Below are 22,946 nucleotides of genomic sequence, written 5' to 3'. Positions count from 1 at the left end.
ACCGTCAGGCGGGGGTGCCGCCGAAGGCCTCGGACCGCTCCACGTCGACGGTTCCCGTCCCGCCGCGCACCTGCTCCAGCGGGGACGCGGCGAGGGCGACGCGCGTGCCGTGGGCGCCGTCGGCCACCGCGACCAGGGCGACGAGGGAGTCGTCGACGATCTCGAAGTCGGTGACCGTCCAAGAGGCGTCGCCGAGCGCGACGTCGACGCAGCTGTCGTCGACATAGCCGCCTTCGCCGTCGTCTTCGCTCACCTGCTATCCGTCGCGGGGGCGCATCGAGGTGAGCCCGGCACCGGCCGAGTAGGTCTCGTCGATCTGCCATGGCCCGATCGACCCGCCGGGGCCCAGGGAGAACCGGACCTCGTCGTTCTCGGCGCCGAGGACGGCCTCTTCGTAGGCGCGCATCGCCAGATCCCACCCGGCGCTCTGCGCCGCATCGGCGGGAGGATCCTCGGCCTCCAGCGGGGTGACCTCGGCCGTCGCGAGATCGAGGCTCTTCGCCTCGGCGCCGTCGCCGTTCAACCACCAGGCGACCGCCGACCCGTCGGCCGTGACGCCCATATCGGACACGTCGGCGTCTCCGCGCGGGTCGGTCGCCGAGCGGAGCTCGCCGTCGGCCTCCTCGTACACCTGGATCTCGGTCCCGACGTACGCGACGACGGCGCCGTCGCCCTGGCCGATGATAATCGCCTCCTGCGGGTCCCCGGCGATGCGCGGGATCTCGACGCGCCAGCGGGAGTCCCCCGTCGTGGCGTCGAGCAGCTCGAGGGCCAGCGGGTCCTCGTCCTCGCGCCCCTGGTTCCGGATGCTCGTGGTGGCCACCGCGAGACCGTCCGCGGTCTCGACGAAGCGGGCCGACCGCAGGGTCCAGGACCTCTCGGCATCCCAGCGGTCGAGCCGCTCGGGCACCGCGGTCGCCGCATAGATCACGCCGAGCAGGAGGGCGAGGACGACCAGCGGGATGCTGCCGCCGAGGCGGATCAGCTCGGTCGTCCAGGCGAGGTCGCGGGTCTCGGAAGCGGTATCCATGGTGGAACCCCAGGCCGCGAGGCCGACCGTCGGGGTCGATCCGGCGAGGAGTTCACCGGAGCGTCATCCGTCCGCGATATGCGAGGGGCCCGGGTCCGCAGCCGTGCTGCGGACCCGGGCCCCTCGTCGGCCCTGGGCGGGTCGGTTCACAGGACTCGAGAGTCTCTGCGGACCTCAGAAGTCCCAGTCGTCGTCGTCCGTGTCGACGGCCTTGCCCATGACGTAGCTCGAGCCGGAGCCCGAGAAGAAGTCGTGGTTCTCGTCGGCGTTCGGCGACAGCGATGCGAGGATCGCGGGGTTCACCTCGACCTGGTCCTGCGGGAACAGGCCCTCGAAGCCGAGGTTCATCAGCGCCTTGTTGGCGTTGTAGCGCAGGAAGGTCTTGACGTCCTCGGTCCAGCCGACCGGGTCGTACAGGTCCTCGGTGTACTCCTCCTCGTTCTCGTACAGCTCGTAGAGCAGCGAGAAGGTGTAGTCCTTGAGCTCGGCCTGACGCTCCGCGGAGGCCTTCTCGTAGGCCTTCTGGAACTTGTAGCCGATGTAGTAGCCGTGCACGGCCTCGTCGCGGATGATCAGGCGGATGATGTCCGCCGTGTTCGTCAGCTCGCCGTGGCTGGAGTAGTGCATCGGGAGGTAGAAGCCCGAGTAGAAGAGGAAGGACTCCAGCAGCGTGGAGGCGACCTTGCGCTTCTCCGGATCGTCGCCCTGGTAGTAGTCCATGACGATGCGAGCCTTCTTCTGGAGGGGCTCGTTGTGCTCGCTCCAGCGGAAGGCGTCGTCGATCTGCTTCGTGTCCGACAGGGTCGAGAAGATCTGCGAGTAGGACTTCGCGTGCACCGACTCCATGAACGCGATGTTGGTGTACACCGCCTCCTCGTGGGGGGTGATCGCGTCGGGGATCAGCGAGACGGCGCCGACGGTGCCCTGGACCGTGTCCAGCAGCGTCAGGCCGGTGAAGACCCGCATCGTCAGCGTCTGCTCCTGCTCGGTCAGACGGCCCCAGGACTGGATGTCGTTGGACAGCGGCACCTTCTCGGGCAGCCAGAAGTTGCCGGTGAGGCGATCCCACACCTCGAGATCCTTGGGATCGGGGATCCGGTTCCAGTTGATCGCCTGGACCGTCGTCTTCAGGTGGTCGTTCACCGCAGCCTCACTAGCTCCTCGGGGGTCGTGGTCGGATGCCCTCCAGTCTAGGCATCCGGGGTCGACCGATGGCCCTCCGGCCCGCCGGACCGGCGGTGGGACAGGACACCGCAGGGCGGGGAATACGGGGGGCGGAGAATACGGGGGCGGATCCATGACTTTCGTCGTGGGGAGCGCGCCGCAACCGCGGCTAGGTTGAACCGCACGTGGTCCGCCCGACCGGAAGGCCTCCCGTGACCTCCTCCTCCGCACCCGTCCCCGCCCCCTCCGCCGCCGACGCCGCCGTCGCCGCCGTCGTCGACCGCACCGTCCCCGCCCGCTCCCTCGCCCCCGACATCGCCCGCGGCCTGATGCTCGCGCTCATCGCGGTCGCGAACGTCAGCTGGTTCCTGTGGGGCTCGACCGAGTCCGTCGGCGGCACCCCGCACGTCCCCGCCGACAGCCCGCTGGACACCGCGGTCCAGGCCGTGATGACGGTCGCCGTCGACCATCGCGCGATGCCGCTGTTCGCCTTCCTGTTCGGCTACGGCATGGTGCAGTTCTACCGCTCACGGGTCGACCGCGGCCTCGCCCCGGGCGCAGTGCGCCGCATGCTGCGCCGTCGGCACTGGTCGATGCTGCTGCTGGGCGCTCTCCACGCCGCGCTGCTGTTCTACGGCGACATCCTCGGGGTCTACGCCCTCTCCGCGCTCGTCCTCGTGTGGTGGTTCTTCGGCCGACGCTCGCGCACCCTGCGGATCTGGGTGATCGTGCTCGCCTCGCTGATGACGCTCTTCGCGCTGTTCAGCATCGTCAGCGGTGTGGTGCTGTCGCGCTTCCTCCCGCCCGAGGCGGCCGCCGAGATGGCGGCGAACAGCGCCGATCTGGGGTTCACGCGCGCCCTCGCCTATGACGCCTCCTATCCCGTCTCGGTCCTGAACCGGCTGACCCTGTGGCTGGTCGCCCTGCCCGCCGCGGCGCTCATGGGGGCGCCGCTGCCGATCCTGCTGGGCTGGCTCGCGGCACGGCGGCGGATCCTCGACGAGCCGTGGCGCCATGTGCGCCTGCTGCGCCGCACCGCCATCGCCGGCATCACGATCGGCTGGCTGGGCGGCCTGCCGGAGGCGCTCGCGCTGCTGGGCGTCTTCGCGCTGCCCGCCGAGGCCCCGTGGATGCTCACCGGCCTGACCTCCTTCACCGGTGTCGCCTGCGGCATCGGCTACGCGGCCCTGTTCGGCCTGCTCGCGGTGCGGCTCGAGGGCCGCACCGCTGTCCCGGCCCCTCCCACGGCGGCCGATGACCGGGAGCTCGCGCCGTCCGAGCGCGCCTACGGCGCGGCCCGTGCCGGCGCCGTCCCCGCCCGCACCCGCGAGCCGGGACGCCTCGAGCGGGCGCTCGCCGCGGTCGGGCAGCGCTCGCTGACCTTCTACCTGTTCCAGTCACTGCTGCTCGCCCCGCTCATGGCGGCCTGGGGGCTCGGGCTGGGCGGGACGCTCTCGACGGCGCCGGCGGTCCTGATCGCTGTCGCCGTCTGGCTGGTCTCCCTGCCGATCGCCGCCTGGATGGACGCGCGCGGGATGCGCGGACCGGCCGAGAGGCTGCTGCGGCGGATGACGTACGGGAGGATCGACGCGGCCCCGCCGACACGCTGAGCCTCAGCCGGTGCGGACGCTCACCGCGACCCCGCGCTCCTCGCCCCGGCGGCGCCCGACGTCGGCCGCCGCCGCGAAGCGCTCCGGCCAGTCCGCCACCTCCCCGAGGGCGCGGGCGAAGACGGGGTCGGCGCCGTCGGGGCGGGCGCGCTGCAGGACCAGGCCCTGCCCGCCGAGGCCGGCCACCAGGTCGACGACGGCCTCCACCTGCCCCGCCAGGGCGGGGGTGACGGTCATGCGCAGCTCGTGGTCGATCCCGACGTCGAGCAGCATCCGCAGCGACTCCTCCGCCTTCGCGAAGGCGCCGCCGCGGCCGACGAGCGCGTCATACCCGCCGGGCGCGGCCTTCACGTCGAAGCCGATCCAGTCCACGAGCGGGTCCTCGACCCGTCGGCCGTCCCGGTCTCGCCCCAGCAGCGCCCGCAGGCGCGTCGGATAGGCGCCGCCCGTGTGGAGGCCGACGCCGAAGCCGAGATCGCGGATCCGACGGGCGGCGGGGACGAGCGCATGCTGGCTCGTCGCCTCTCCCCCGCTGAGCACGACGCCGTCCAGCAGCCCGTGACGGCGCGCGAGCAGCGCCTCGAGCGCGGCGAAGGGGACGGCGCCGGGCACCGCGGGATCGAGGATCGCGGTGTTGTGGCAGTAGGTGCAGCGCCAGGGGCAGCCCTGGCAGAACACCGTCGCCGCGAGCTTCCCCGGCCAGTCCACGGTCGACAGCGGGACCAGCCCCGCGATCGCCAGATCGTCGGCCGACGCGACGGGCCGGACCGGACGGGCAGGACCAGTCGGGCGGACAGGACCGGCCGGACGGGCCGGGGCGGCCGGCGGGGTCTCCCCCGTCGGCCGCCCCATGATGCCGCTCGTCACCGGGCGCTCCCGACCTGCGCCGCTTTCTCCGTGAAGAAGGTGCGCTCGGCGTACTCGCCCTTCTTGCCGATGTTGAAGGAGGCGACGGGGCGGAAGTAGCCCATCACGCGGGTCCAGACCTCGCAGGCCTGGCCGCAGTGCTCGCACTCGAGCTGCTCGCCCTTGAGGTACCCGTGGGTCGGGCAGATCGAGAAGGTCGGCGTGACGGTCAGGTAGGGCAGGCGGAAGCGGGTCAGGGCCCGCCGCACCAGCTCCCGGCAGGCGGCCGACGAGCTCATCGCCTCGTCCATGTACAGGTGCAGCACGGTGCCGCCGGTGTACTTCGCCTGCAGCTCCTCCTGCAGCTCGAGCGCCTCGAAGGGGTCCTCGGTGGCACCGACGGGGATCTGCGAAGAGTTCGTGTAGTACGGGTTCTGCGCGGTGCCGGCGGTGATGATCCGGTCGAAGCGGGCGCGGTCCTCCTTGGCGAAGCGGTAGGTCGCGCCCTCCGCGGGCGTCGCCTCGAGGTTGTAGAGGTTGCCGGTGGCCTCCTGGTACTCGACCATCCGCTCGCGCACGTGGTCGAGGATCCGGCAGCACATCTCCTGCCCCTCGGCGTCGCGCAGGTCGAGCTGGTCGGCGGTGAAGTTGCGGACCATCTCGTTCATGCCGTTCACGCCGAGGGTCGAGAAGTGGTTGCCGAGGTGGCCCATGTACCGCGTCGAGTACGGGTAGAGGCCGCCGTCCATGAGCTCCTGGACGGTCGCGCGGCGGCGCTCGAGGGTGTCCATGCCGATGTCCAGCAGCCGGTCGAGCTCGGCGATGAGCGCCGTCTCGTCCCCGGCATGGAGGTAGCCCAGGCGCGCCATGTTCACGGTGACCACGCCGATCGAGCCCGTCAGCTCGGCCGAGCCGAACAGGCCGTTGCCGCGCTTGAGCAGCTCGCGCAGGTCCAGCTGCAGACGGCAGCACATCGAGCGGATCATGCCGGGGTCGAGGTCGGAGTTGATGAAGTTCTGGAAGTACGGGAGCCCGTACTTCGCGGTCATCGTGAACATCCGCTCGGCGGTCTCCGACTCCCAGTCGAAGTCGCGGGTGATGTTGTAGGTCGGGATCGGGAAGGTGAAGGCGCGGCCGTCGGCATCGCCCTCGGTCATGACCTCCATGTAGGCGCGGTTGATCAGGTCCATCTCCGCCTGCAGGTCGCCGTAGGCGAAGCCGACGGGCTCGCCGCCGATCATCGGGACCTGCTCGCGCAGGTCCTCGGGGCATTCGAGGTCGAAGGTGAGGTTGGTGAAGGGGCACTGCGAGCCCCAGCGGCTGGGGACGTTGAGGTTGTGGATGAGCTCCTGCATGCACTGGCGGACCTCGGCGTACTCCATCGCGTCGAGCCGGACGAAGGGCGCCATGTAGGTGTCGAAGGAGCTGAAGGCCTGCGCGCCCGCCCATTCGTTCTGCAGCGTGCCGAGGAAGTTGACGATCTGCCCGCAGGCGGAGGAGAAGTGCCGGGGCGGACGCGCGGAGATCGCGCCGGCGACCCCGTTGAAGCCCTCCTCGAGCAGGGCGCGCAGGGACCAGCCGGCGCAGTAGCCGCCGAGCATGTCGAGGTCGTGGATGTGGATGTCGCCCTCGCGGTGGGCGCGCCCCGCCTCAGGGCTGAAGACCTCGTCGAGCCAGTAGGTGGCGGTCATCTTGCCGGCGGCGTTGAGGATGAGCCCGCCGACGGAGTAGCCCTGGTTGGCGTTGGCGTTGACCCTCCAGTCGGAGCGGTCGACGTACTCGGTGACGGTGGCGACGGGATCGACGAGCGTGCGCGCGGCGGTCGCCGGGCTCGCCGGGCGCTCGTCGAGGCGGGGCGCAGGGGTCGTGGCGGTCATGGTTCTCTCCTGATCTCGCGGGACTGCGGGATTGCCACGCTACGAACCGATCACTACATGTAGGGGTCACAACACGCCGACACCCCAAGAGATTGTGGTTCGCCGCAAGATCACGCGCCGACGATCGGGACTTAGGGCCCGGCAAGATGCACCCCTTGCCGTACTACGTCAGCCGTAGTACGTTAGGCGCAGCAGACCGGCCGGACCGACGGCAGACCAGACGGCCAGACGGAAGGAGGCCCCGATGATCGGAGCCGATGCGATCCGGGGGCACATCGATCTGATCGTGCTCGCGATCCTCGAGGTCCGCCCCTCGTACGCCTACGAGATCTCCCGCACGATCTCGGACCGCTCCGACGGCGAGTACGTCGTCAAGCAGACCACCCTCTACACCGCGGTCAAGCGCCTGCAGGCGCAGGGCCTCCTCGACTCCCGCGAGGACCTCTCCGACACCGGGAAGTCCCGCACCTACTACTCCCTCACCCCCGACGGACGCGAGCAGCTCGCCGCCAAGCGCGCCGAGTGGCACCTCACCCGCGATCTCGTCGACCACTTCGCGAAAGGGCAGGACCCGTCATGACCGTCATCGACTCCTACCTCGACACGCTGTTCGCCCCCTACCCCTCCTCGCCCCGGATGCTCGAGGCCCGCGCGGAGCTGCGCGCCCTCATGGAGGACCAGCTGCAGGGGCTCAAGGAAGAGGGCCTCAGCGAGTCCCAGGCCCTCGGCCGCGTCATCGCCGACTTCGGCAGCCTCGACGAGGTCGCCGGCGAGCTGGGGATCGAGCGCGAGCTCGGTCGCTCGGGCCGCGGCGGCGCCGCAGCGGACACCGGGCGCGACGACGAACTCGACGCGCGCCCGCCGGTGCTCGAGCTCGACCGCATCGATCAGTACCTCGAGCGCGTCCGCGGGACCCAGTGGATGACTGCCGTCGCGATCCCGCTCTTCGTGCTGTGTCCGATCCCGCTGCTCGGCCTCCTCGCCGCCTCCGGCGCGATCGCACCGGAGCCCGCGGCCTGGAGGGTGATCGTCGGACTCGTGCTGCTGCTCGTGCTGGTGTGCCTGGGCATGCTGCTGCTGATGCTGCGCGGCTCGCGCCTGGCCGACTTCGAGGACATCGAGGAGCAGCGCTTCACACTCACCCGCCAGGTCCGCGCCCGCGCCGAGGAGCTGCGCCGCGAGTCCCGGCGCCGCACCGTCGTCGCCGTCGCCGGCGCGATCGCGCTGTGGATCCTCTGCGCGATCCCCGTCATCATCACCGGCCTGCTCGCCGACGGCGATCAGACCTCGACGCTGCCCCTGCTGGGCGTCTGCCTCACCCTGGTGATGGTGGCGCTGGGCCTGTTCATCATGCTGCGCGCGGGGTGGGCCGACCACGTCGCCGACACCCTCCTGCACGAGCAGGAGAAGCAGCACGAGTCCCTCGAGCACAGCCCCTCCCCCGCGATCCGCATCATCGCGGCGATCTACTGGCCGTTCTTCGCGGCGGTCTACCTGATCTGGAGCTTCACCACCGGCGAATGGGGCACCACCTGGCTGGTCTGGCCGGTCGCCGGCGTCCTCTACGCCGCGCTCTGGGGCGTGTCCGCGGCGCTCGGCCAGGACAAGGAGCAGGGTTCGCGGCGCTGAGCCCTCAGGCGGCGGCGCCGGTCGGCGCCGCCGCCCCCTTCCCGCGCCCGGTGATCACGAGGCAGGTGATCGAGATGGCGGCGCCCGCGACCATGGCGATGGCCATGGGCAGCGAGGAGCTCGTGCCCGCCAGGCCCACCAGCGGCGCCGAGATCGACGCGGAGAACGAGAACCCGAGGCCCAGCAGCGCGGAGCCGGTGCCGGCGAAGTCCGAGGCCTCCTGCGAGGCCATCGCCGCGCCGTTGCCGAAGATCAGGCCCTGCGGGGCCACCGTCAGGAAGAAGGCCGGCAGCACGATCCACACCGGCGTCCCCAGGAACAGCGAGCCGATCAGCAGCGCGACCGCCGCGACCGCCACGACCGACAGGCCCGCCGTGATCAGCGTGCGCGGGTTGTAGCGGCCGGCGAGCTTCGCCGAGAGCAGCGACATCGACATCATGCCGACGGAGTTGATCGCGAAGGCGATCGAGTACTCCTGCGAGCTGAAGCCGAGCATCGTCTGCAGCACGAAGGAGCTCGCGGACACGTACGCCATGAGCCCGAAGGCGGAGAAGGCGTTGACGAGCATGTAGCCCGTGAAGTTCCGTCGGCCCAGCAGCGTGCGCGCATTGCGCACGAAGGCGCGGAACCCGCCCGCATGCCGGCGCTCCACCGGCAACGACTCGGGGATCAGGAAGAGCACGCCGATCAGCGAGATCAGCGACATCGCACCGATCACCCAGAAGACCTCGCGCCACTGCCCGACGAGCAGGATCAGGCCGCCCAGCAGCGGGGCGACGATCGGGGCGACGCCGCCGACGCCCTGCATGATGTTCATGACGCGGAACAGCTCGGGGCCGTCGGTCATGTCGATCAGGACGGCACGGCCGAGGACCATCCCGAAGCCGCCGCCGATGCCCTGGAGCACGCGGAAGATCAGCAGCACCGTCACGTTCGGCGCGAGCGCGCAGACGATCGATCCGACGAGGCACAGGATGATGCCCAGCAGCAGCGGCAGGCGCCGGCCCGTGCGGTCCGAGAGGGGGCCGGCGACGATCTGGCCGGCGGCCGTGCCGACGAAGAACGCCGTCAGCGTCAGCTGCAAGCTCGCCGCCGTCGTCTCCAGGTCATCGATGACCTGCGGGAACGCCGGGATGTACATGTCGGTCGCGAGCGGGCCGATGGCGCTGAGGGTGGTCAGCACGACGATCACCATGACGGTGACCTTGGCGCGCGTCCTCGCGAGGTCCTGCTCGCTGGGCAGGCGCGCGACATCGCGGTCGGCGAAGTCCTCGAGGACGGGGATGCCGCCGGTCATCGTCGGCAGCGGACCGGTCGTGGTGGGGACCTGGCCCGTCGTCGTCGGGACCTGACCGGTGGAGGTCGGGACGCGATCGGATGCCGTGCGGTCATCGGGTGCGGGATCGGGGTGCATGCTGCTGTCGTGAACGTTCATGTGAAGAGGGGTCGCCCTGGGCTCTGAGTGGTGGTTCGGGGTGCGTCGGGCTCGAGGGGTCTCGAGGAGGCGGGGGAAAGCGAACCGGCCGACGACGGCGGGGCCGACGACGGGCTCCGGGCGGGCGCCGTTCCGGCGCGTTCGGGGCGGGTCGCGGGCCGACGGGGTCGACGGCGGTCAGGAGGGGTCGGTGGCCGGGGGCGGTCACCGCTGCGAGGAGCCTATAGCCCGCGGCGCGGTGCCGTCACGCGGGATGCGCGGTGCGCTGGCGCACATGCGGGCGAGGCGACGACGGACGAGGATCGCGAACCGCGAACCGCGGCCAGCGCGCGGGCACGACGTCGGACGACGCGAAGGGGCCCGGGCGAGGATTCCTCCTCGCCCGGGCCCCGTCGTCGGCTGCTGGATCCGGCGCCGCCGGTCAGCCGGTCAGCCGGTCAGCCGGTCAGCCGGTCAGCCGGTCAGAGCATGCAGCTGACGCAGCCCTCGACCTCGGTGCCCTCGATCGCCATCTGGCGCAGGCGGATGTAGTAGAGCGTCTTGATGCCCTTGCGCCATGCGTAGATCTGCGCCTTGTTGACGTCGCGCGTGGTGGCGGTGTCCGGGAAGAACAGCGTCAGCGACAGGCCCTGGTCCACGTGCTTCGTGGCCTCGGCGTAGGTGTCGATGATCTTCTCGTAGCCGATCTCGTACGCGTCCTCGTAGTACTCGAGGTTGTCGTCCGTCATGTAGGGCGCCGGGTAGTAGACGCGCCCGATCTTGCCCTCCTTGCGGATCTCGATCTTCGACACGATCGGGTGGATCGAGCTCGTCGAGTGGTTGATGTAGGAGATCGAACCGGTCGGCGGGACGGCCTGCAGGTACGCGTTGTACATGCCGTGCTTCATGACGTCCTCGCGCAGCTGCGCCCAGTCCTCCTGCGTGGGCAGGTGGACGGAGGAGTTCGCGAACAGCTCGCGGACCTTCGCCGTGCGCGGCTCCCAGACCTGGTCGGTGTACTTGGCGAAGTACGTGCCGGTGCCGTAGTCGGAGTTCTCGAAGTCGTAGAAGACCTCGCCGCGCTCCTTGGCGATCGCGTTGGAGGCGCGGATGGCCTGGTACGTGACCGCGTAGAAGTACATGTTGGTGAAGTCCAGGCCCTCCTCGGATCCGTAGTGGATCCCCTCGCGGGCGAGGTAGCCGTGCAGGTTCATCTGGCCGAGGCCGATCGCATGGGACTTGCTGTTGCCCTCGGCGATCGTCGGCACGGACTCGATGTCGGAGGTGTCCGACACCGCGGTCAGGCCACGGATCGCCGTGGCGATCGTCGTGGCGAAGTCCGGGGAGTCCATCGTCTTGGCGATGTTCAGCGAACCCAGGTTGCAGGAGATGTCCCGGCCCATGGTGTCGTAGGAGAGATCGACGTTCATCTCCGACGGCGTCGCCACCTGGAGGATCTCGGAGCACAGGTTCGAGTGCGTGACCTTGCCGGGGATCGGGTTGGCCCGGTTCACGGTGTCCTCGAACATGATGTACGGGTAGCCGGACTCGAACTGGATCTCCGCGAGGACCTGGAAGAATTCGCGCGCCTTGATCTTCTTCTTGGAGATCCGCGGGTTGTCGACCATCTCGTGGTAGACGTCGGAGATGTTGACGTCGGCGAAGGGCTTGCCGTACTCGCGCTCCACGTCGTACGGGGAGAACAGGTACATCGGCTCGTTCTTCTTCGCGAGCTCGAAGGTGATGTCCGGGATCACGACGCCGAGGGAGAGCGTCTTGATGCGGATCTTCTCGTCGGCGTTCTCGCGCTTGGTGTCGAGGAACCGCATGATGTCCGGGTGGTGCGCGTGCAGGTACACGGCGCCCGCGCCCTGGCGCGCACCGAGCTGGTTCGCGTAGGAGAAGGAGTCCTCGAGGAGCTTCATCACGGGGATGACGCCGCTGGACTGGTTCTCGATGTGCTTGATCGGCGCACCGTACTCGCGCAGGTTGCTCAGCAGCAGCGCGACGCCGCCGCCGCGCTTGGACAGCTGCAGCGCGGAGTTGATGGAGCGGCCGATGGACTCCATGTTGTCCTCGATGCGCAGCAGGAAGCAGGACACGAGCTCGCCGCGCTGCGCCTTGCCGGCGTTGAGGAAGGTGGGCGTCGCCGGCTGGAAGCGGCCGTCGAGGATCTCCTCGACCAGGTGACGGGCGAGGTTCTCGTCACCGCGGGCGAGAGTGAGGGCGACCATGACGACGCGGTCCTCGAAGCGCTCGAGGTAGCGCTTCCCGTCGAACGTCTTGAGCGTGTACGAGGTGTAGTACTTGAACGCGCCGAGGAAGGTCGGGAAGCGGAACTTCTTCGCGAACGCCTGCTCGGAGAGCGACTCGACGAAGGAGAAGTCGTACTGATCGAGGACGGCCTTCTCGTAGTAGTTGTTCTCGACCAGGTAGTCGATCTTCTCGCGCAGCGAGTGGAAGAACACCGTGTTGGGGTTCACGTGCTGCAGGAAGTACTCGCGGGCGGCCAGACGATCCTTCTCGAACTGGATCTTCCCGTCTGCACCGTAGAGGTTCAGCATCGCGTTGAGCGCGTGATAGTCGAGCTTCTTGTTGTGCTCGACAGAGGGCATCTCCGTCAGTGTCGCCAAAACTCTTCCAATCCATCGTGGACTCGCTGGACATCACGAGGAGTGCCCAGGAGCTCGAACTTGTACATGTGCGGGACGCGGCACTTGGCGGAGATGATGTCCCCCGCCAGGCAGTACGCCTCGCCGAAGTTGGTGTTGCCACCGCTGATGACGCCGCGGATCAGTGTCCGGTTGCGTTCGTCGTTGAGGAACTTGATGACCTGCTTGGGGACGGCGCCGCGGCCGTTGCCGCCGCCGTAGGTCGGGACCATCAGGACGTACTCCTCGTCCATCACGAGGGGTTCGTCCCGGGAGTGCAGAGGGATCCTGCGGGCCGGGATGCCCAGCTTCTCGACGAAGCGATGGGTGTTCCCCGACACCGAGGAGAAGTAGACCAGCGCGGACACGCCGAGCCTCCTCCCTCGCGTCAGACGGCGGCGCTGCGGCGCTGCTCGCCGGAGACCGCCGCGATCGCCTTGATCTTGTCGGGACGGAAGCCGGACCAGTGGTCATCGGAGGTGATGACGACGGGCGCCTGCACATAGCCGAGGGCCTTCACCGCGGCGAGGGCGTCGGCATCCTCGGTGATGTCGACGACGGAGTAGTCCACGCCGGCCTTGGTGAGCGCTCGCTTGGTGGCGTCGCACTGCACGCAGAGGGGCTTCGAGTACACGGTGATGTCCACGGAGAGGGCCTTTCTCGAGCGCCGCGCCGAGGCGGCGCGAAGGAGAGGGTAGAGCGGGGTGTTCCGGTCGGCGGAGGGGACGTCGCGAGACGTCCCGGGCCGTGCCGCCAGTGTCCTGCCGCCCCCTGTCAGACCAGCTCGCGGCGCCTCCGAGGAGGCCTTCCGAGAGCCGCGGATCCGTGGGGAGCAGTGGATCGCTGCGACTCCATCAACACTACACCTAGTGGTGCCCCCGTGCCACGACCACTAGATGTACTGAGTTACAAAGGTGTCATCCACAACGCCCTGTTGACGGGATGTGGATGGATCGGGAGCACTGGGGATGAGCGGGCCGCGACGGGACGAACGCCGAGGATGCACGGCCGATGCCCTTGTGGACGGCGGATGCGCGGGGGTGCACGGACGGTGGACGGGACCGCTGGAGCACCCCTCCGCCGGGCCCGACGTGAGGCTTGTCCCGGGCGTGTCGCGTCACGTCCCCGGCGTGTCGCGCACTCCGCCCGGTATGCGCCACCGGATCACCGATCGGGCACGCAGGAGGGCGGCGGCTCCGCTCCCGCGGTGCCGCCGCCCTCCTGCACGATCCTGCCGTCGGCCGCCCCCGGCCGCGACGCTCAGCTCTTCGCCGGGTCCTCCGGCGCGGCGGCCGGCACGGACGGCTCAGCCTGCTCCACCGGATCCGTCGGCTCCGCCGGCTCGGTCTGCTCGGTCTGCTCCTCGAGGGTCCAGGCGTCGATCGGAGCGGTCGGGTTGGTCGGCTCCGGCAGCGCCTCGGCCGCGTCGACGGGCTCCGACGGCGCACCGGCCTCCGCAGCCTCGTCGGTCGCGTCGGTCGCGTCGGTCGCGTCGGTCGCGTCAGCCTCCGCCGACCCGGCGCCCGTGGCAGCCTCGTCGGCCTCCGCCGACCCGTCGGTCACCGGCGCGGCATCGGACTCCGGCGCGCTCTCCGCGTCGGTCGCAGCGTCGACCTCCGGCTCCGGCTCGGCCTCGAGGGTGCGCCCCTCGCCGACGACGATGCTCTCCAGGACGCCGTGCAGCAGCTCCACCTGCGCCTTCTCCTGGGCCGATCCGAAGACCGGGCCCTTGCCCTTCTCGACGAAGAGGTGGAAGGCCTCCCACATCGCCTCCGCGGAGCCCAGGCCCGCGACCGTCGAGGTCTCGGTGACGGTGCCGGACTTCTTCTCGCGCAGGGACAGGGTGGAGCGGCGATCGCCGTGGGAGGGGGCGTGCAGCTCGAGGAGCATGCGACGGCGGGCCGAGAGGATCTGCACCGTCTCCGAGTACTCGGGGGCGAAGGGCAGGTAATGCCACACCAGGCGGACGCGTCCGCCGGCGGCGAGCTCACCGAGGATCTCGATCGAGCCGGGGATGACGCCCTTGGGCCAGTGCCGCACCGCATGCACGTCGGCGACGGGGCCGTAGGCGCGCTCGATCACGGCCAGCTGGTGGGCGACGCCCGTGAGCAGACCCTTGACGTAGAGGTCGCGGTCGCGCTGGGAGGCGCCGTCGCCCGTGCCGGCGATGACCGCCTCCTGCAGGGCGGTGCGGCGTGCGGTGCGCTTCTCGGAGGGCAGGTCGTAGGCGGAGGTGGTGACGTGCGCGGCGCCGAACAGCGGCTGACTCGCGGGCATCAGCACCTCGTAGTCGATCATCCGCACGTCCTTCGCGGAGATCTGCTCGGCGATGCGGTCGACCGACGGGTCATGCTGCTGGGGATAGGCCATCATCAGCAGGCTGCGGCCGGTCATGCGCTCGAGGTCGGCGACCTTCGCGATCTCCTCGGCGGAGAAGCCCAGCGGGGGCTCCACGAGCACGGGGATGCCGCGGCGCAGGAGCTGGAGGAGGTCCTCGACATGGAGGCCGTCGGTGGAGAGCAGGGCGGCGTCCACGGAGATCGTGCGCGCGCGCACCGCGGCGATGAGATCCGCGACGGTCTCGAACCGCTTCTCCTCGGGCACGCCCCAGACCTCCGAGGACTCCCGGCGACGGCGCGCCGAGTGATCCACCAGCGCGGCGACGGAGAAGCGGTCCCAGCGCCGACGCAGCACCGGCAGATGCACGGCCTGGGCCATGGTTCCGGCGCCGATCACGGCGATGTTCAGGGTCTTGGGCATCGGACGAGCTCCTCGGCTGGACGAAGGGCGGCGGCGGGCGCGTGCGGTTCGTCGCGGGAGCCGGAGGCTCTCCGGCGCCGCACCGCGGCCGGCGCGACGCGCTGGGGCTGTTCTACCACACGGACCCGCGAGCGCTCGCGGGCGCCCGCGCCCCGGTCGGAGCCCGATTCCGGTGCGCACGGACCGGCCGCTCAGCGTTATCGTGGTGCCTCCCCTACCCCTGCTCCCAGGAGGACATGGTGCCCTCGGCCGTCTACATCGGCGCACGCGCCGCAGTGACCCTGCCGGTCAAGCTGGCATGGAACCCGCGTGTGACCGGGCGGGAGAACATCCCCCGCGAGGGCGGGTTCATCCTCGCCTCGAACCACCTCGCGAACGTCGACAGCTTCCTCATCCCGGTGCTCGTCGACCGTCCCGTGCACTTCATCTCCAAGGACGACTTCTGGAAGAAGGGCGGCGTCGCCGGGAAGGTCTCGAAGTGGTTCTTCGAGCAGGTGGGCGCCGTGCCGCTGGACCGCGAGGCCCTCTCCTCCGGCAAGGGCGCCCTGCAGGCCGGCCTCGAGGTGCTGCGCCGCGGCGACGGCTTCGGCATCTACCCCGAGGGCACGCGCTCCAAGGACGGCCTCCTGCACCCCGGGAAGCAGGGCGCCGCCTGGCTCGCCCTCGAGTCCGGCTGCCCGGTGATCCCCGTGGGCCTCAAGGGCACCCAGCACCTGATGGATCCCGCGTCCTTCCCGCATCGCGGTCTGATGACGATGCGCATCGGCCGCCCCGTCGACTTCGACGTCATCGACCCCTCGCTCAGCAAGGGCCGACGTCGGCGGGAGATGACCTCGCTCATCATGGACGAGATCCAGAAGCTCTCCGGGCAGCGGCGCTCCGACGTCGAGCAGCCCGACATGGGCCAGGACTGACGCGGAGCGACCGCGCTCCCGCGGCGATCCGGCCGTCCCGATCCGGCCGCTCCGGAGCGCTCGTCGGGACCGGTGCGCGGCATCGGCCGCGCGCAGACCGTAGGATCGCAGTGGGCGACGGCGAGGTTCCGCCGTCGGCCCCCGAGCAGAACCGCTGAGCGCAACGCAGGAGTGCACCATGGCTGTCGTCGTCGGATTCATCCCGACCGAGGTGGGGTTCAAGGCGCTCGATGCGGCTCGCGTCGAGGCCGAGCGCCGCGGCGGGCCGCTGATCGTCGTCAACGTCGTGCGCGACGGGGTGACGGGCGATCCGCGCCATGCCGATGACCGGCAGCTGGAGATCGCGCGCGACGCCCTGCGCGGCGCCTCCGTGCGCGTCGACCTCCGCCAGGAGCACACGGACGAGGACATCGCCGAGGTGCTGCTGAACCTCGTCGATGCGGAGCAGGCGGAGCTGCTGGTCATCGGCATCCGTCGGCAGAAGGACCTCGGCCGGCACCTCCTGGGGATCACCGTGCAGAAGCTGCTGCTGTCCGCGCGCAGCGAGGTCATGGTGGTCTGAGGCCCCGCAGTCCGAGGCGCCGCGCTCTGACGCGCCGAGCCCCCGCACGACGACGCGGCCCGCTCCCCGAGGGGAGCGGGCCGCGTCGTCGTCGCGCTGAGGCGTCGTGCCGGGGCCGGTCGTCGGACCGGCGCCGGCGGACGGATCAGGCGCCGGCGATCTCGAGGGCCTTCTTCTCGATGGCCTCGCCGACCTCCTGGTCGATGTTCTTCCAGTACTGGAAGGCGCGCGAGCGGACCGGCTCGGCGACCCCGGCGAGACCGCCGGAGACCGTGTCGATCAGGCGGGCGCGGCCGGCGTCGTCCATGACGTCGCGGACCAGGGTGTGGGCCTGGCCGAAGTCGTCGTCCTCGGCGTGGAGGGTGTAGGCGGCGCGGATCATGGCGCCGTCGGCCTCCCAGCCGTTGTCGACCGGACCCTGCTCGTTCTGGTACGCACGACCGAAGGAGTTCGGCGCGTAGACCGGCGCGTCACCGCTGTGGAAGAAGTTCATCGCGCCCTCCTTGTCGTAGGAGTTCGTCGCGACGATCGGACGGTTCACGGGCAGCTGGTTGAAGTTCGTGCCCAGACGGTTGCGCTGCGCATCCGGGTAGGAGAAGACGCGGCCCAGCAGCATCTTGTCCGGGGAGACGCCGGTGCCCGGCACGGTGTTCGAGGGGCTGAAGGCGGCCTGCTCGATCTGCGCGAAGTGGTTCACCGGGTTCTGGTTCAGCGTGAAGCGGCCCAGCGGGATGCGCGGGTAGTCCTTCTTCGGCCACACCTTCGTGAGGTCGAAGGGGTTGAAGCGGTACTCGGCGGCATCGGCGTAGGGCATGATCTGCACCTCGACGCGCCAGGACGGGAAGTCCCCGGCCTTGATGGACTCGAAGAGATCGCGACGGTGGAAGTCGCCGTCGGTCCCGGCCAGCTTGTCGGCCTCCTCGTTGGAGAGGAACTCGAGGCCCTGCTCGGTGAGGAAGTGGTACTTGACCCAGAACTGCTCGCCGGCCTCGTTGACCCACTGGTACGTGTGCGAGGAGTAGCCGTTCATGTGGCGCCAGGACTTCGGCAGACCGCGGTCGCCCATGACGTAGGCGACCTGGTGGGCGCTCTCGGGGACCGACGTCCAGAAGTCCCACTGCATGGTGTTGTCGCGCAGGCCGGAATCGGGGAGGCGCTTCTGCGAGTGGATGAAGTCGGGGAACTTGATGGGATCGCGGAGGAAGAACACCGGGGTGTTGTTCCCGACGATGTCGAAGTTGCCCTCCTGCGTGTAGAACTTCAGCGCGAAGCCGCGCACGTCGCGCCAGGTGTCGGGCGAGCCCAGCTCACCGGCGACGGTCGAGAAGCGCGCCAGCATCGGCGTCTTCACGCCCTTCTGGAAGAGCCCCGCCTTGGTGTACTGCGAGAGGTCCTCGGTGATCTCGAGCTCGCCGAAGGCGCCGGATCCCTTCGCGTGGGGGCTGCGCTCCGGGATGCGCTCGCGGTCGAAGCGGGCGAGCTTCTCGACGAGGGCCACGTCGTGCAGGAGGAGCGGGCCGTTCGCGCCCAGGCTGAGCGAATGCGCATCGCTCTGACGGGGAGCGCCGGACTCCGTGGTGGACGGGAGGGACGGATCGAACTGGGTCATGGTTCTTCTCCTCGGGTTCTTTCTGACAATGTGACAGATTCTGGAACAGATGGATGCCTGGGCGGAAGCACCAGGAAGATTCGGGGACTCCTCGACCGGGGACGGATCCTCGGGCCGACGGTCGGGGTGCGGGTCAGGCGGAGGCCGCGGCCGCCGCCTCCCGACAATCAGAGCACACGCCGCGGAAGACGATCTCGGCGATCTCGATCTCGAAGCCGTGATCATCGCTCGGGGCGAGGCAGGGCGCCTCGCCGATGACGCATGCGATGTCCTCGAGCCGCCCGCACTGCGTGCAGACGAGGTGGTGATGGTTGTCGTGACGATGGATCTCGTACCGCATGCTGCGGCCGCCGACGGCGACCCGCCGCACGATCTCCGCATCGGTCACGGCGTTGAGGATGTCGTACACCGCCTGCCGGGAGACCGCACCGAGCTTGTCCCGGACGGCCTGCGCGACGGCGTCGGCATCGGCATGAGGAAGCTCCTCGATCGCCTCGAGGACGGCGAGGCGGGGCGCGGTGACCCGCAGGCTCGCATCGCGCAGTGCCGCGGAGTGGTCGAAGCTCGTCATGGGAGACACCGTACCACCGTTTCTGGACTCGTTCCATAAAGCGGTGCGATCCAGACATGTCATGTTGCGAGAACCTCTCCCTTTCCGGCGAGCGCCGCCATTACCCTGGGCTCCGTGATCGCGTCCCCCGGCACCGCGGCCACGGTCCGAGGGCGGGCCGTGGTCCGCGCGCCGCGCCCGGACAGCCTGCCGGCGATCGCCGTGGTCACCGGTCTGCTGGCGCTCGCGACGGTCCCGACCGCCCTCGCAGAGGGGCTCTTCTCCGTCGTCGTCGCCGTGCTCCTGAGCATCGCGGCCGGGCTCTCGCTGCGGCATCCGCTGCCGGCCTGCGCCCTGATCGCCGCGGTGCTCCTGGCGACCCTGGGACACGCGCCCGGGCATCTGGGCCTGTCGATCCTCGCGAGCCCCATCGCGGTCGCCTCCGCCGCCGCCCATGGCCGGGTCCTGCTCGGCACTCTCGCCGCCGGCGCCCATCTGGCGATCGACTGCACCTCCCTGCTCCTCACCGACCTCCCCGGCGCCGACGTCGTGACCATGCTCTCCGCCGGTCTGCTGGTCGAGATCGCCGCGGTCCTCGGCGGCGCCTGGGTGCGTCAGCTCGTCCGGCAGGCCGGGCACGAGCGCGCCCGGCGCCTCACGGATCTCGCCGAGCAGCGCCGTGCGATCGCCCGCGAGCTGCACGACGCCGGCGCCCGGGCCATGACCCGCGTCGCGCTCCTCGCCGACGAGCGCACGCGCCTGGACCCCCTGGATCCCGACGACGCCCTCGCGCTGCGCCGCATCTCCGAGACCGCCCGCGAGGGTGCCGCGCAGATGCGCATCCTGCTCGACGCGCTGCGCCTCGAGGCGGAGCACGGCGGGGAGGGCGAGGACGACTGGGCCGGCACGGTCTGCGGCCTCGGCGACGACACGGCTCGCGCCGAGGTCACCACGACCGGGACGGCCGGCGGCCCCACCGCGGGCGAGCTCCTCGAGAGCATGCGCCTGCAGCTGGTCTCCGACGGCTTCTGCGCGGAGGTCTCGAACGAGGTCCGGCGCGGTGGTCGGGGCCTCCCCCTCGATCTGCTGCGCCGCTGCCTCGACGAGATCGAGGAGAACATCCGCCGCCACGGCGACCGCGGCGCTCCCGTCGCCGTGCTCCTGGACCTGCACGAGGACGACGGGCCCGCGCTCCGCGGCGCCGCCGTCGGAGCCGCCGTCGGAGCCGGAACCGGAGCGGGAGCCGGAGCCGGAGCCGTCCTCGAGCTGGCCGTGCTCAACGGCATCGCGGAGGATCCTCTCCTCCGGCTGCGCGGTCCCGTCCCGCCGCACGGGGCCGACGGCGCGGACGCCCCGCGCCGATCGCGCTGGGGTCTCGTCGGCCTGAGCGAGCGCCTCGCGCCCGTCGGCGGAGGTCTCGTCGCCGACGGCGACGGACGGACCTTCCTGACCCGGGTGAGCATCCCCGTGGCGGTCGGCCCAGCGGTCTCCGCCGCATCGAGCAGCGCCGCTTCGATCTCCGCCGCATCGAGCAGCGCGGCGCCGGCCCCCGCGGAGGCGCGATGATCTCGGTGCTGGTGTGCGACGACGATGCCTTCGTCCGCGGCGGTCTCGCCGGCTGCATCGCCGAGACCGACGACCTGGAGGTCGCCGCGAGCGTCGGCACCGCCGAGGAGGCGCTCGAGGTCCTCGCGCGTCGAGCGATCGACGTGGTGCTGATGGACCTGAACCTGCCCGGCATGGACGGCATCGAGGCCGTGCGTCGCCTGCGGGCCCGGGCGGCCGCCGACGAGGACCATGGCGACACCGACGGAACGGAGGTGCGCTCCCCCGCCGTGCTGATGCTGACCGCCTTCGGGTCCGACGACCAGGTGCGCGAGGCCCTCGCCGCCGGCGCCTGCGGATTCCTGCTGAAGACCGCCGGGCACGACGCCCTCACCGCCTCGATCCGTGCCGCGTCGCAGCGGTCCGTCACGCTGCTGAGCCCGGAGCTCGTCGGACCCGCCGTCGGCCCCTCCGTCGGGTCCTCCGTCGGGCCCGGCGCGATCTCGGGACCCGGAGGAGCGGCGTCCGGCGGGGCCGACGCCACGGGCGACGGCGCCCCCGAGGACCTCCTCGCGCGCCGTGCGGCGCTGGGCCTGAGCCGACGGGAGACGCAGGTGCTGTCGCTGGTGTGCACGGGCCTGAGCAATGCGGGGGTCGCCGCCGCGCTCGAGATCACCGATTCGACCGTGAAGACCCACGTCTCCTCGCTGCTCACGAAGCTCGACGCGGACTCGCGCCTCGATCTGGCGCTGCGGGCGTTCGGCCTCGGATTGGCGGCGCCTCCGCGGTCGGGGCGCTCGAGCGGGATGTGAGAAGCCCCCACCCGATCCAGCGGTGCTGGTGCAGGGTGGGGGCTTCGTCTCGCGGAGCCGCCTGCCGGAATCGAACCGGCGACCTATTCATTACGAGTGAATCGCTCTACCGACTGAGCTAAGGCGGCGTGCCCGTCGCGCGCGGCGGACTCGACCACTCTACGAGAGTCCAGGCCGTGGGCGCAAAGCAGGACGACGAGCGTCACGTCACACTCCGGGGTCGAGCATGAGGACGGGACGAGGACGCAGACCGGTCCGGGTCAGCAGGTGAGCCCCTCCTCCGGGGCGGTGCGGTCGACCAGATAGGCGTCGACGGCGTTCTCGACGCAGCCGCCGTTGCGGCCGTAGGCGGTGTGGCCGTAGCCGTCGGCCGTGATCAGGGTCGAGTTCTCCAGCTGCTCGTCGAGCGAGACGGACCAGGCGTACGGGGTCGCCGGATCATGCGTGGTGCCGACGACGACGATGAGGTCGCTGCCGCTCGCGGTCACCGGTGCGGGATCCCGCACGGGCTGGAAGGGGAACTGGTCGCACAGGGCCTGCGCGTAGGCGCTGAAGCCGGCGTCGGGGTACTCCTCCAACAGGCGCTGCGTCTCCTCGAGCTGCCAGTCGCGGTCGGCGACGCCGGGATGGTCGAGGCAGTTGATCGCGTTGACGGCGTACAGGGCGTTGTTCGCGTAGGTGCCGTCGTCGTTCCGGCCGTCGGCCGCATCGGCGTAGCGCAGGAGCGTGGAGCCGTCGCCGGCGACCGCGGCGTTCAGAGCGTCGAGGGCGTAGGGCCAGTTCTCGTCGGCGTACATGAAGAAGCGCATGCCGGTGACGGCGAGGGAGCCGGTCAGGGGGCGGTCCGGGTCGCCGGTGGGCAGGGGGTCCTCGGCGATGCCGTCGAGGAAGGCGGTCAGCTGCGCGGCGGCGTCCTCGCCGGTGGGGCCGTCGAAGGGGCAGCTGTCCTGCGCGAGGCAGTACTCGCCGAAGGCGACGGCGGTCTCCTGGAAGCCGGCGGCCTGCCCGGCGCCGAACTCGTTGAGGTCGATCGAGGGGTCGAGGACCCCGTCGAGGACCATGCGGCCCACCCGCTCCGGATAGGTGTCGGCGTAGAGGGAGCCGAGATAGGTGCCGTAGGAGAAGCCGAGGTAGTGCAGGGCGTCGTCGCCGAGGGCGGCCCGCAGCACATCCATGTCGCGCGCCGCGGAGAGGGAGTCGAGATACGGCAGGACGTCCCCGGAGTTCTCCTCGCAGGCATCGGCGATCCGCGCCATCCAGTCGATCGAGGTCTGCATGCCCTCGGCGGTGGTCGCGTCGTAGGTGTCGGCGCGGTACTCGTCGGTCTCCGCGTCGGAGAGGCAGCGGATGCCCGCGGAGCGCGAGACGCCGCGGGGGTCGAAGCCGATGATGTCGTAGCTGCTGCGGACGTCGGCCCCGAAGTAGAGGGCCCCGACCTGGGCGACGAAGTCGACGCCGGAGACGCCGGGCCCGCCGGGGTTCACCAGCAGCGAGCCCTCGGAGGCGCCGCCGCTCGCGGCGACCCGGAGGATCGCGATGTCCATGTCCCCCGCCGTCGGATCGTCCCACTGCACGGGGACGGTGATGCTCGCGCACTGCACGGAGGTCGTGGCGAGGGCCTGGGCCTCCTCGTCGCAGCCCGTCCACACGATGTCCTGGTCGTAGTAGGCGGCGTAGGCGGCGTCCTCGGCGGGGTCGACGTCGAGCACGGCCGCGGAGACGCCGGTCTCGGCGAGCGCCCGCTCGTCGGCCGTGCCGTCGCCGGTGCCGTCGCCGGACCCGCCGTCGGAGGCCGCGCTGTCCGAGGAGGCGGAGCCGCCGTCGGACCCGCCCTCGGAGCCGGCGATGCAGCCGGACAGCAGCAGGGCGGCGAGCGCGATCCCCGCGAGGGTTCGGTGCAGCGGACGGGATGGACGGGCGCGGCGCATGGAAGCTCCTGGGACGGCGAGAAGGCGGGCCGCGCTGTGCGCGGC

At 70.7% G+C, this 22,946-nt stretch carries 20 protein-coding genes and 1 tRNA gene; 7 read left to right on the top strand and 14 right to left on the bottom strand.

What is annotated here, in order from left to right; genetic code table 11:
* Window positions 1–4: 4 nt before the first annotated feature.
* The 3 genes from ACXET9_RS10705 to nrdF form a co-directional block, all read right to left on the bottom strand.
* Window positions 5–253, bottom strand: a complete 249-nt coding sequence (locus ACXET9_RS10705) for a hypothetical protein (protein ID WP_457886570.1) — start codon at window positions 251–253, stop codon at window positions 5–7.
* A 3-nt stretch (window positions 254–256) separates the two neighbouring features.
* Window positions 257–1,030, bottom strand: a complete 774-nt coding sequence (locus ACXET9_RS10700) for a hypothetical protein (protein WP_457886569.1) — start codon at window positions 1,028–1,030, stop codon at window positions 257–259.
* Between the two features lie 174 nt (window positions 1,031–1,204).
* A complete protein-coding gene (gene nrdF, locus ACXET9_RS10695) occupies window positions 1,205–2,173 on the bottom strand; it encodes a class 1b ribonucleoside-diphosphate reductase subunit beta (RefSeq protein ID WP_457886568.1) in 969 nt (322 codons plus the stop codon).
* Between the two features lie 233 nt (window positions 2,174–2,406).
* Between nrdF and ACXET9_RS10690 the strand changes: the two genes are divergently transcribed.
* Window positions 2,407–3,804: a DUF418 domain-containing protein gene (locus ACXET9_RS10690; protein ID WP_457886567.1), complete on the top strand. Its 1,398-nt coding sequence runs from the start codon at window positions 2,407–2,409 to the stop codon at window positions 3,802–3,804.
* Between the two features lie 3 nt (window positions 3,805–3,807).
* Here ACXET9_RS10690 and ACXET9_RS10685 read toward each other — a convergent pair whose 3' ends face one another.
* Together ACXET9_RS10685 and ACXET9_RS10680 are read right to left on the bottom strand one after the other, a co-directional pair.
* Complete coding sequence (locus ACXET9_RS10685) at window positions 3,808–4,671, bottom strand: anaerobic ribonucleoside-triphosphate reductase activating protein (protein ID WP_457886566.1); 864 nt, start codon at window positions 4,669–4,671, stop codon at window positions 3,808–3,810.
* Window positions 4,668–6,527: a ribonucleoside triphosphate reductase gene (locus ACXET9_RS10680; RefSeq protein ID WP_457886565.1), complete on the bottom strand. Its 1,860-nt coding sequence runs from the start codon at window positions 6,525–6,527 to the stop codon at window positions 4,668–4,670. The genes ACXET9_RS10685 and ACXET9_RS10680 overlap by 4 nt, the downstream gene beginning before the upstream one ends.
* Before the next feature lie 244 nt (window positions 6,528–6,771).
* Here ACXET9_RS10680 and ACXET9_RS10675 point away from each other — a divergent pair, with 244 nt between their 5' ends.
* Window positions 6,772–7,107, top strand: a complete 336-nt coding sequence (locus tag ACXET9_RS10675) for a PadR family transcriptional regulator (RefSeq protein ID WP_457886564.1) — start codon at window positions 6,772–6,774, stop codon at window positions 7,105–7,107.
* Window positions 7,104–8,156: a permease prefix domain 1-containing protein gene (locus ACXET9_RS10670; RefSeq protein ID WP_457886563.1), complete on the top strand. Its 1,053-nt coding sequence runs from the start codon at window positions 7,104–7,106 to the stop codon at window positions 8,154–8,156. The genes ACXET9_RS10675 and ACXET9_RS10670 overlap by 4 nt, the downstream gene beginning before the upstream one ends.
* A gap of 4 nt (window positions 8,157–8,160) precedes the next feature.
* Here ACXET9_RS10670 and ACXET9_RS10665 read toward each other — a convergent pair whose 3' ends face one another.
* The 5 genes from ACXET9_RS10665 to ACXET9_RS10645 all read right to left on the bottom strand — a co-directional run bounded on the left by ACXET9_RS10665 (window position 8,161) and on the right by ACXET9_RS10645 (window position 14,981).
* Window positions 8,161–9,591 (bottom strand): multidrug effflux MFS transporter, encoded by a 1,431-nt coding sequence (locus tag ACXET9_RS10665; RefSeq protein WP_457886562.1) that lies wholly within the window; start codon window positions 9,589–9,591, stop codon window positions 8,161–8,163.
* Between the two features lie 461 nt (window positions 9,592–10,052).
* Entirely contained in the window at window positions 10,053–12,185 is a 2,133-nt protein-coding gene (gene nrdE, locus ACXET9_RS10660; protein WP_457886561.1) for a class 1b ribonucleoside-diphosphate reductase subunit alpha, read from the bottom strand.
* Window positions 12,186–12,190: 5 nt separating this feature from the next.
* Complete coding sequence (gene nrdI / locus ACXET9_RS10655) at window positions 12,191–12,589, bottom strand: class Ib ribonucleoside-diphosphate reductase assembly flavoprotein NrdI (RefSeq protein WP_457886560.1); 399 nt, start codon at window positions 12,587–12,589, stop codon at window positions 12,191–12,193.
* A 20-nt stretch (window positions 12,590–12,609) separates the two neighbouring features.
* A complete protein-coding gene (gene nrdH / locus ACXET9_RS10650) occupies window positions 12,610–12,867 on the bottom strand; it encodes a glutaredoxin-like protein NrdH (RefSeq protein ID WP_457886559.1) in 258 nt (85 codons plus the stop codon).
* A gap of 614 nt (window positions 12,868–13,481) precedes the next feature.
* Window positions 13,482–14,981 carry a Gfo/Idh/MocA family oxidoreductase gene (locus ACXET9_RS10645; protein WP_457886558.1) on the bottom strand — a complete coding sequence of 500 codons (1,500 nt, stop codon included), beginning with the start codon at window positions 14,979–14,981 and terminating at the stop codon, window positions 13,482–13,484.
* A 236-nt stretch (window positions 14,982–15,217) separates the two neighbouring features.
* Between ACXET9_RS10645 and ACXET9_RS10640 the strand changes: the two genes are divergently transcribed.
* Both ACXET9_RS10640 and ACXET9_RS10635 read left to right on the top strand, forming a co-directional pair.
* Window positions 15,218–15,895 carry a lysophospholipid acyltransferase family protein gene (locus tag ACXET9_RS10640; RefSeq protein WP_457886557.1) on the top strand — a complete coding sequence of 226 codons (678 nt, stop codon included), beginning with the start codon at window positions 15,218–15,220 and terminating at the stop codon, window positions 15,893–15,895.
* Window positions 15,896–16,073: 178 nt separating this feature from the next.
* A complete protein-coding gene (locus ACXET9_RS10635; RefSeq protein WP_457886556.1) occupies window positions 16,074–16,457 on the top strand; it encodes a universal stress protein in 384 nt (127 codons plus the stop codon).
* A gap of 145 nt (window positions 16,458–16,602) precedes the next feature.
* Here the strand turns inward: ACXET9_RS10635 and ACXET9_RS10630 are convergent, their stop codons facing one another.
* On the bottom strand, window positions 16,603–18,066 hold the full coding sequence (locus ACXET9_RS10630) for a catalase (RefSeq protein WP_457886555.1): 1,464 nt from the start codon (window positions 18,064–18,066) through the stop codon (window positions 16,603–16,605).
* A gap of 133 nt (window positions 18,067–18,199) precedes the next feature.
* On the bottom strand, window positions 18,200–18,637 hold the full coding sequence (locus ACXET9_RS10625) for a Fur family transcriptional regulator (RefSeq protein WP_457886554.1): 438 nt from the start codon (window positions 18,635–18,637) through the stop codon (window positions 18,200–18,202).
* 114 nt (window positions 18,638–18,751) lie between these two features.
* Between ACXET9_RS10625 and ACXET9_RS10620 the strand changes: the two genes are divergently transcribed.
* Entirely contained in the window at window positions 18,752–20,182 is a 1,431-nt protein-coding gene (locus tag ACXET9_RS10620) for a hypothetical protein (protein WP_457886553.1), read from the top strand.
* On the top strand, window positions 20,179–20,973 hold the full coding sequence (locus tag ACXET9_RS10615; protein WP_457886552.1) for a response regulator transcription factor: 795 nt from the start codon (window positions 20,179–20,181) through the stop codon (window positions 20,971–20,973). Before ACXET9_RS10620 ends, ACXET9_RS10615 begins: the two co-directional genes overlap by 4 nt.
* Before the next feature lie 55 nt (window positions 20,974–21,028).
* Here the strand turns inward: ACXET9_RS10615 and ACXET9_RS10610 are convergent.
* Both ACXET9_RS10610 and ACXET9_RS10605 read right to left on the bottom strand, forming a co-directional pair.
* Window positions 21,029–21,101, bottom strand: a tRNA-Thr gene (locus tag ACXET9_RS10610).
* A 132-nt stretch (window positions 21,102–21,233) separates the two neighbouring features.
* On the bottom strand, window positions 21,234–22,901 hold the full coding sequence (locus ACXET9_RS10605) for an alpha/beta hydrolase (protein ID WP_457886551.1): 1,668 nt from the start codon (window positions 22,899–22,901) through the stop codon (window positions 21,234–21,236).
* Window positions 22,902–22,946 lie beyond the last annotated feature (45 nt).

The organism is Brachybacterium netajii (SeqCode) (assembly GCF_054114245.1).
Note: the sequence above shows the minus strand (reverse complement) of the source record. Positions and strands in the feature narration are given on the sequence as shown.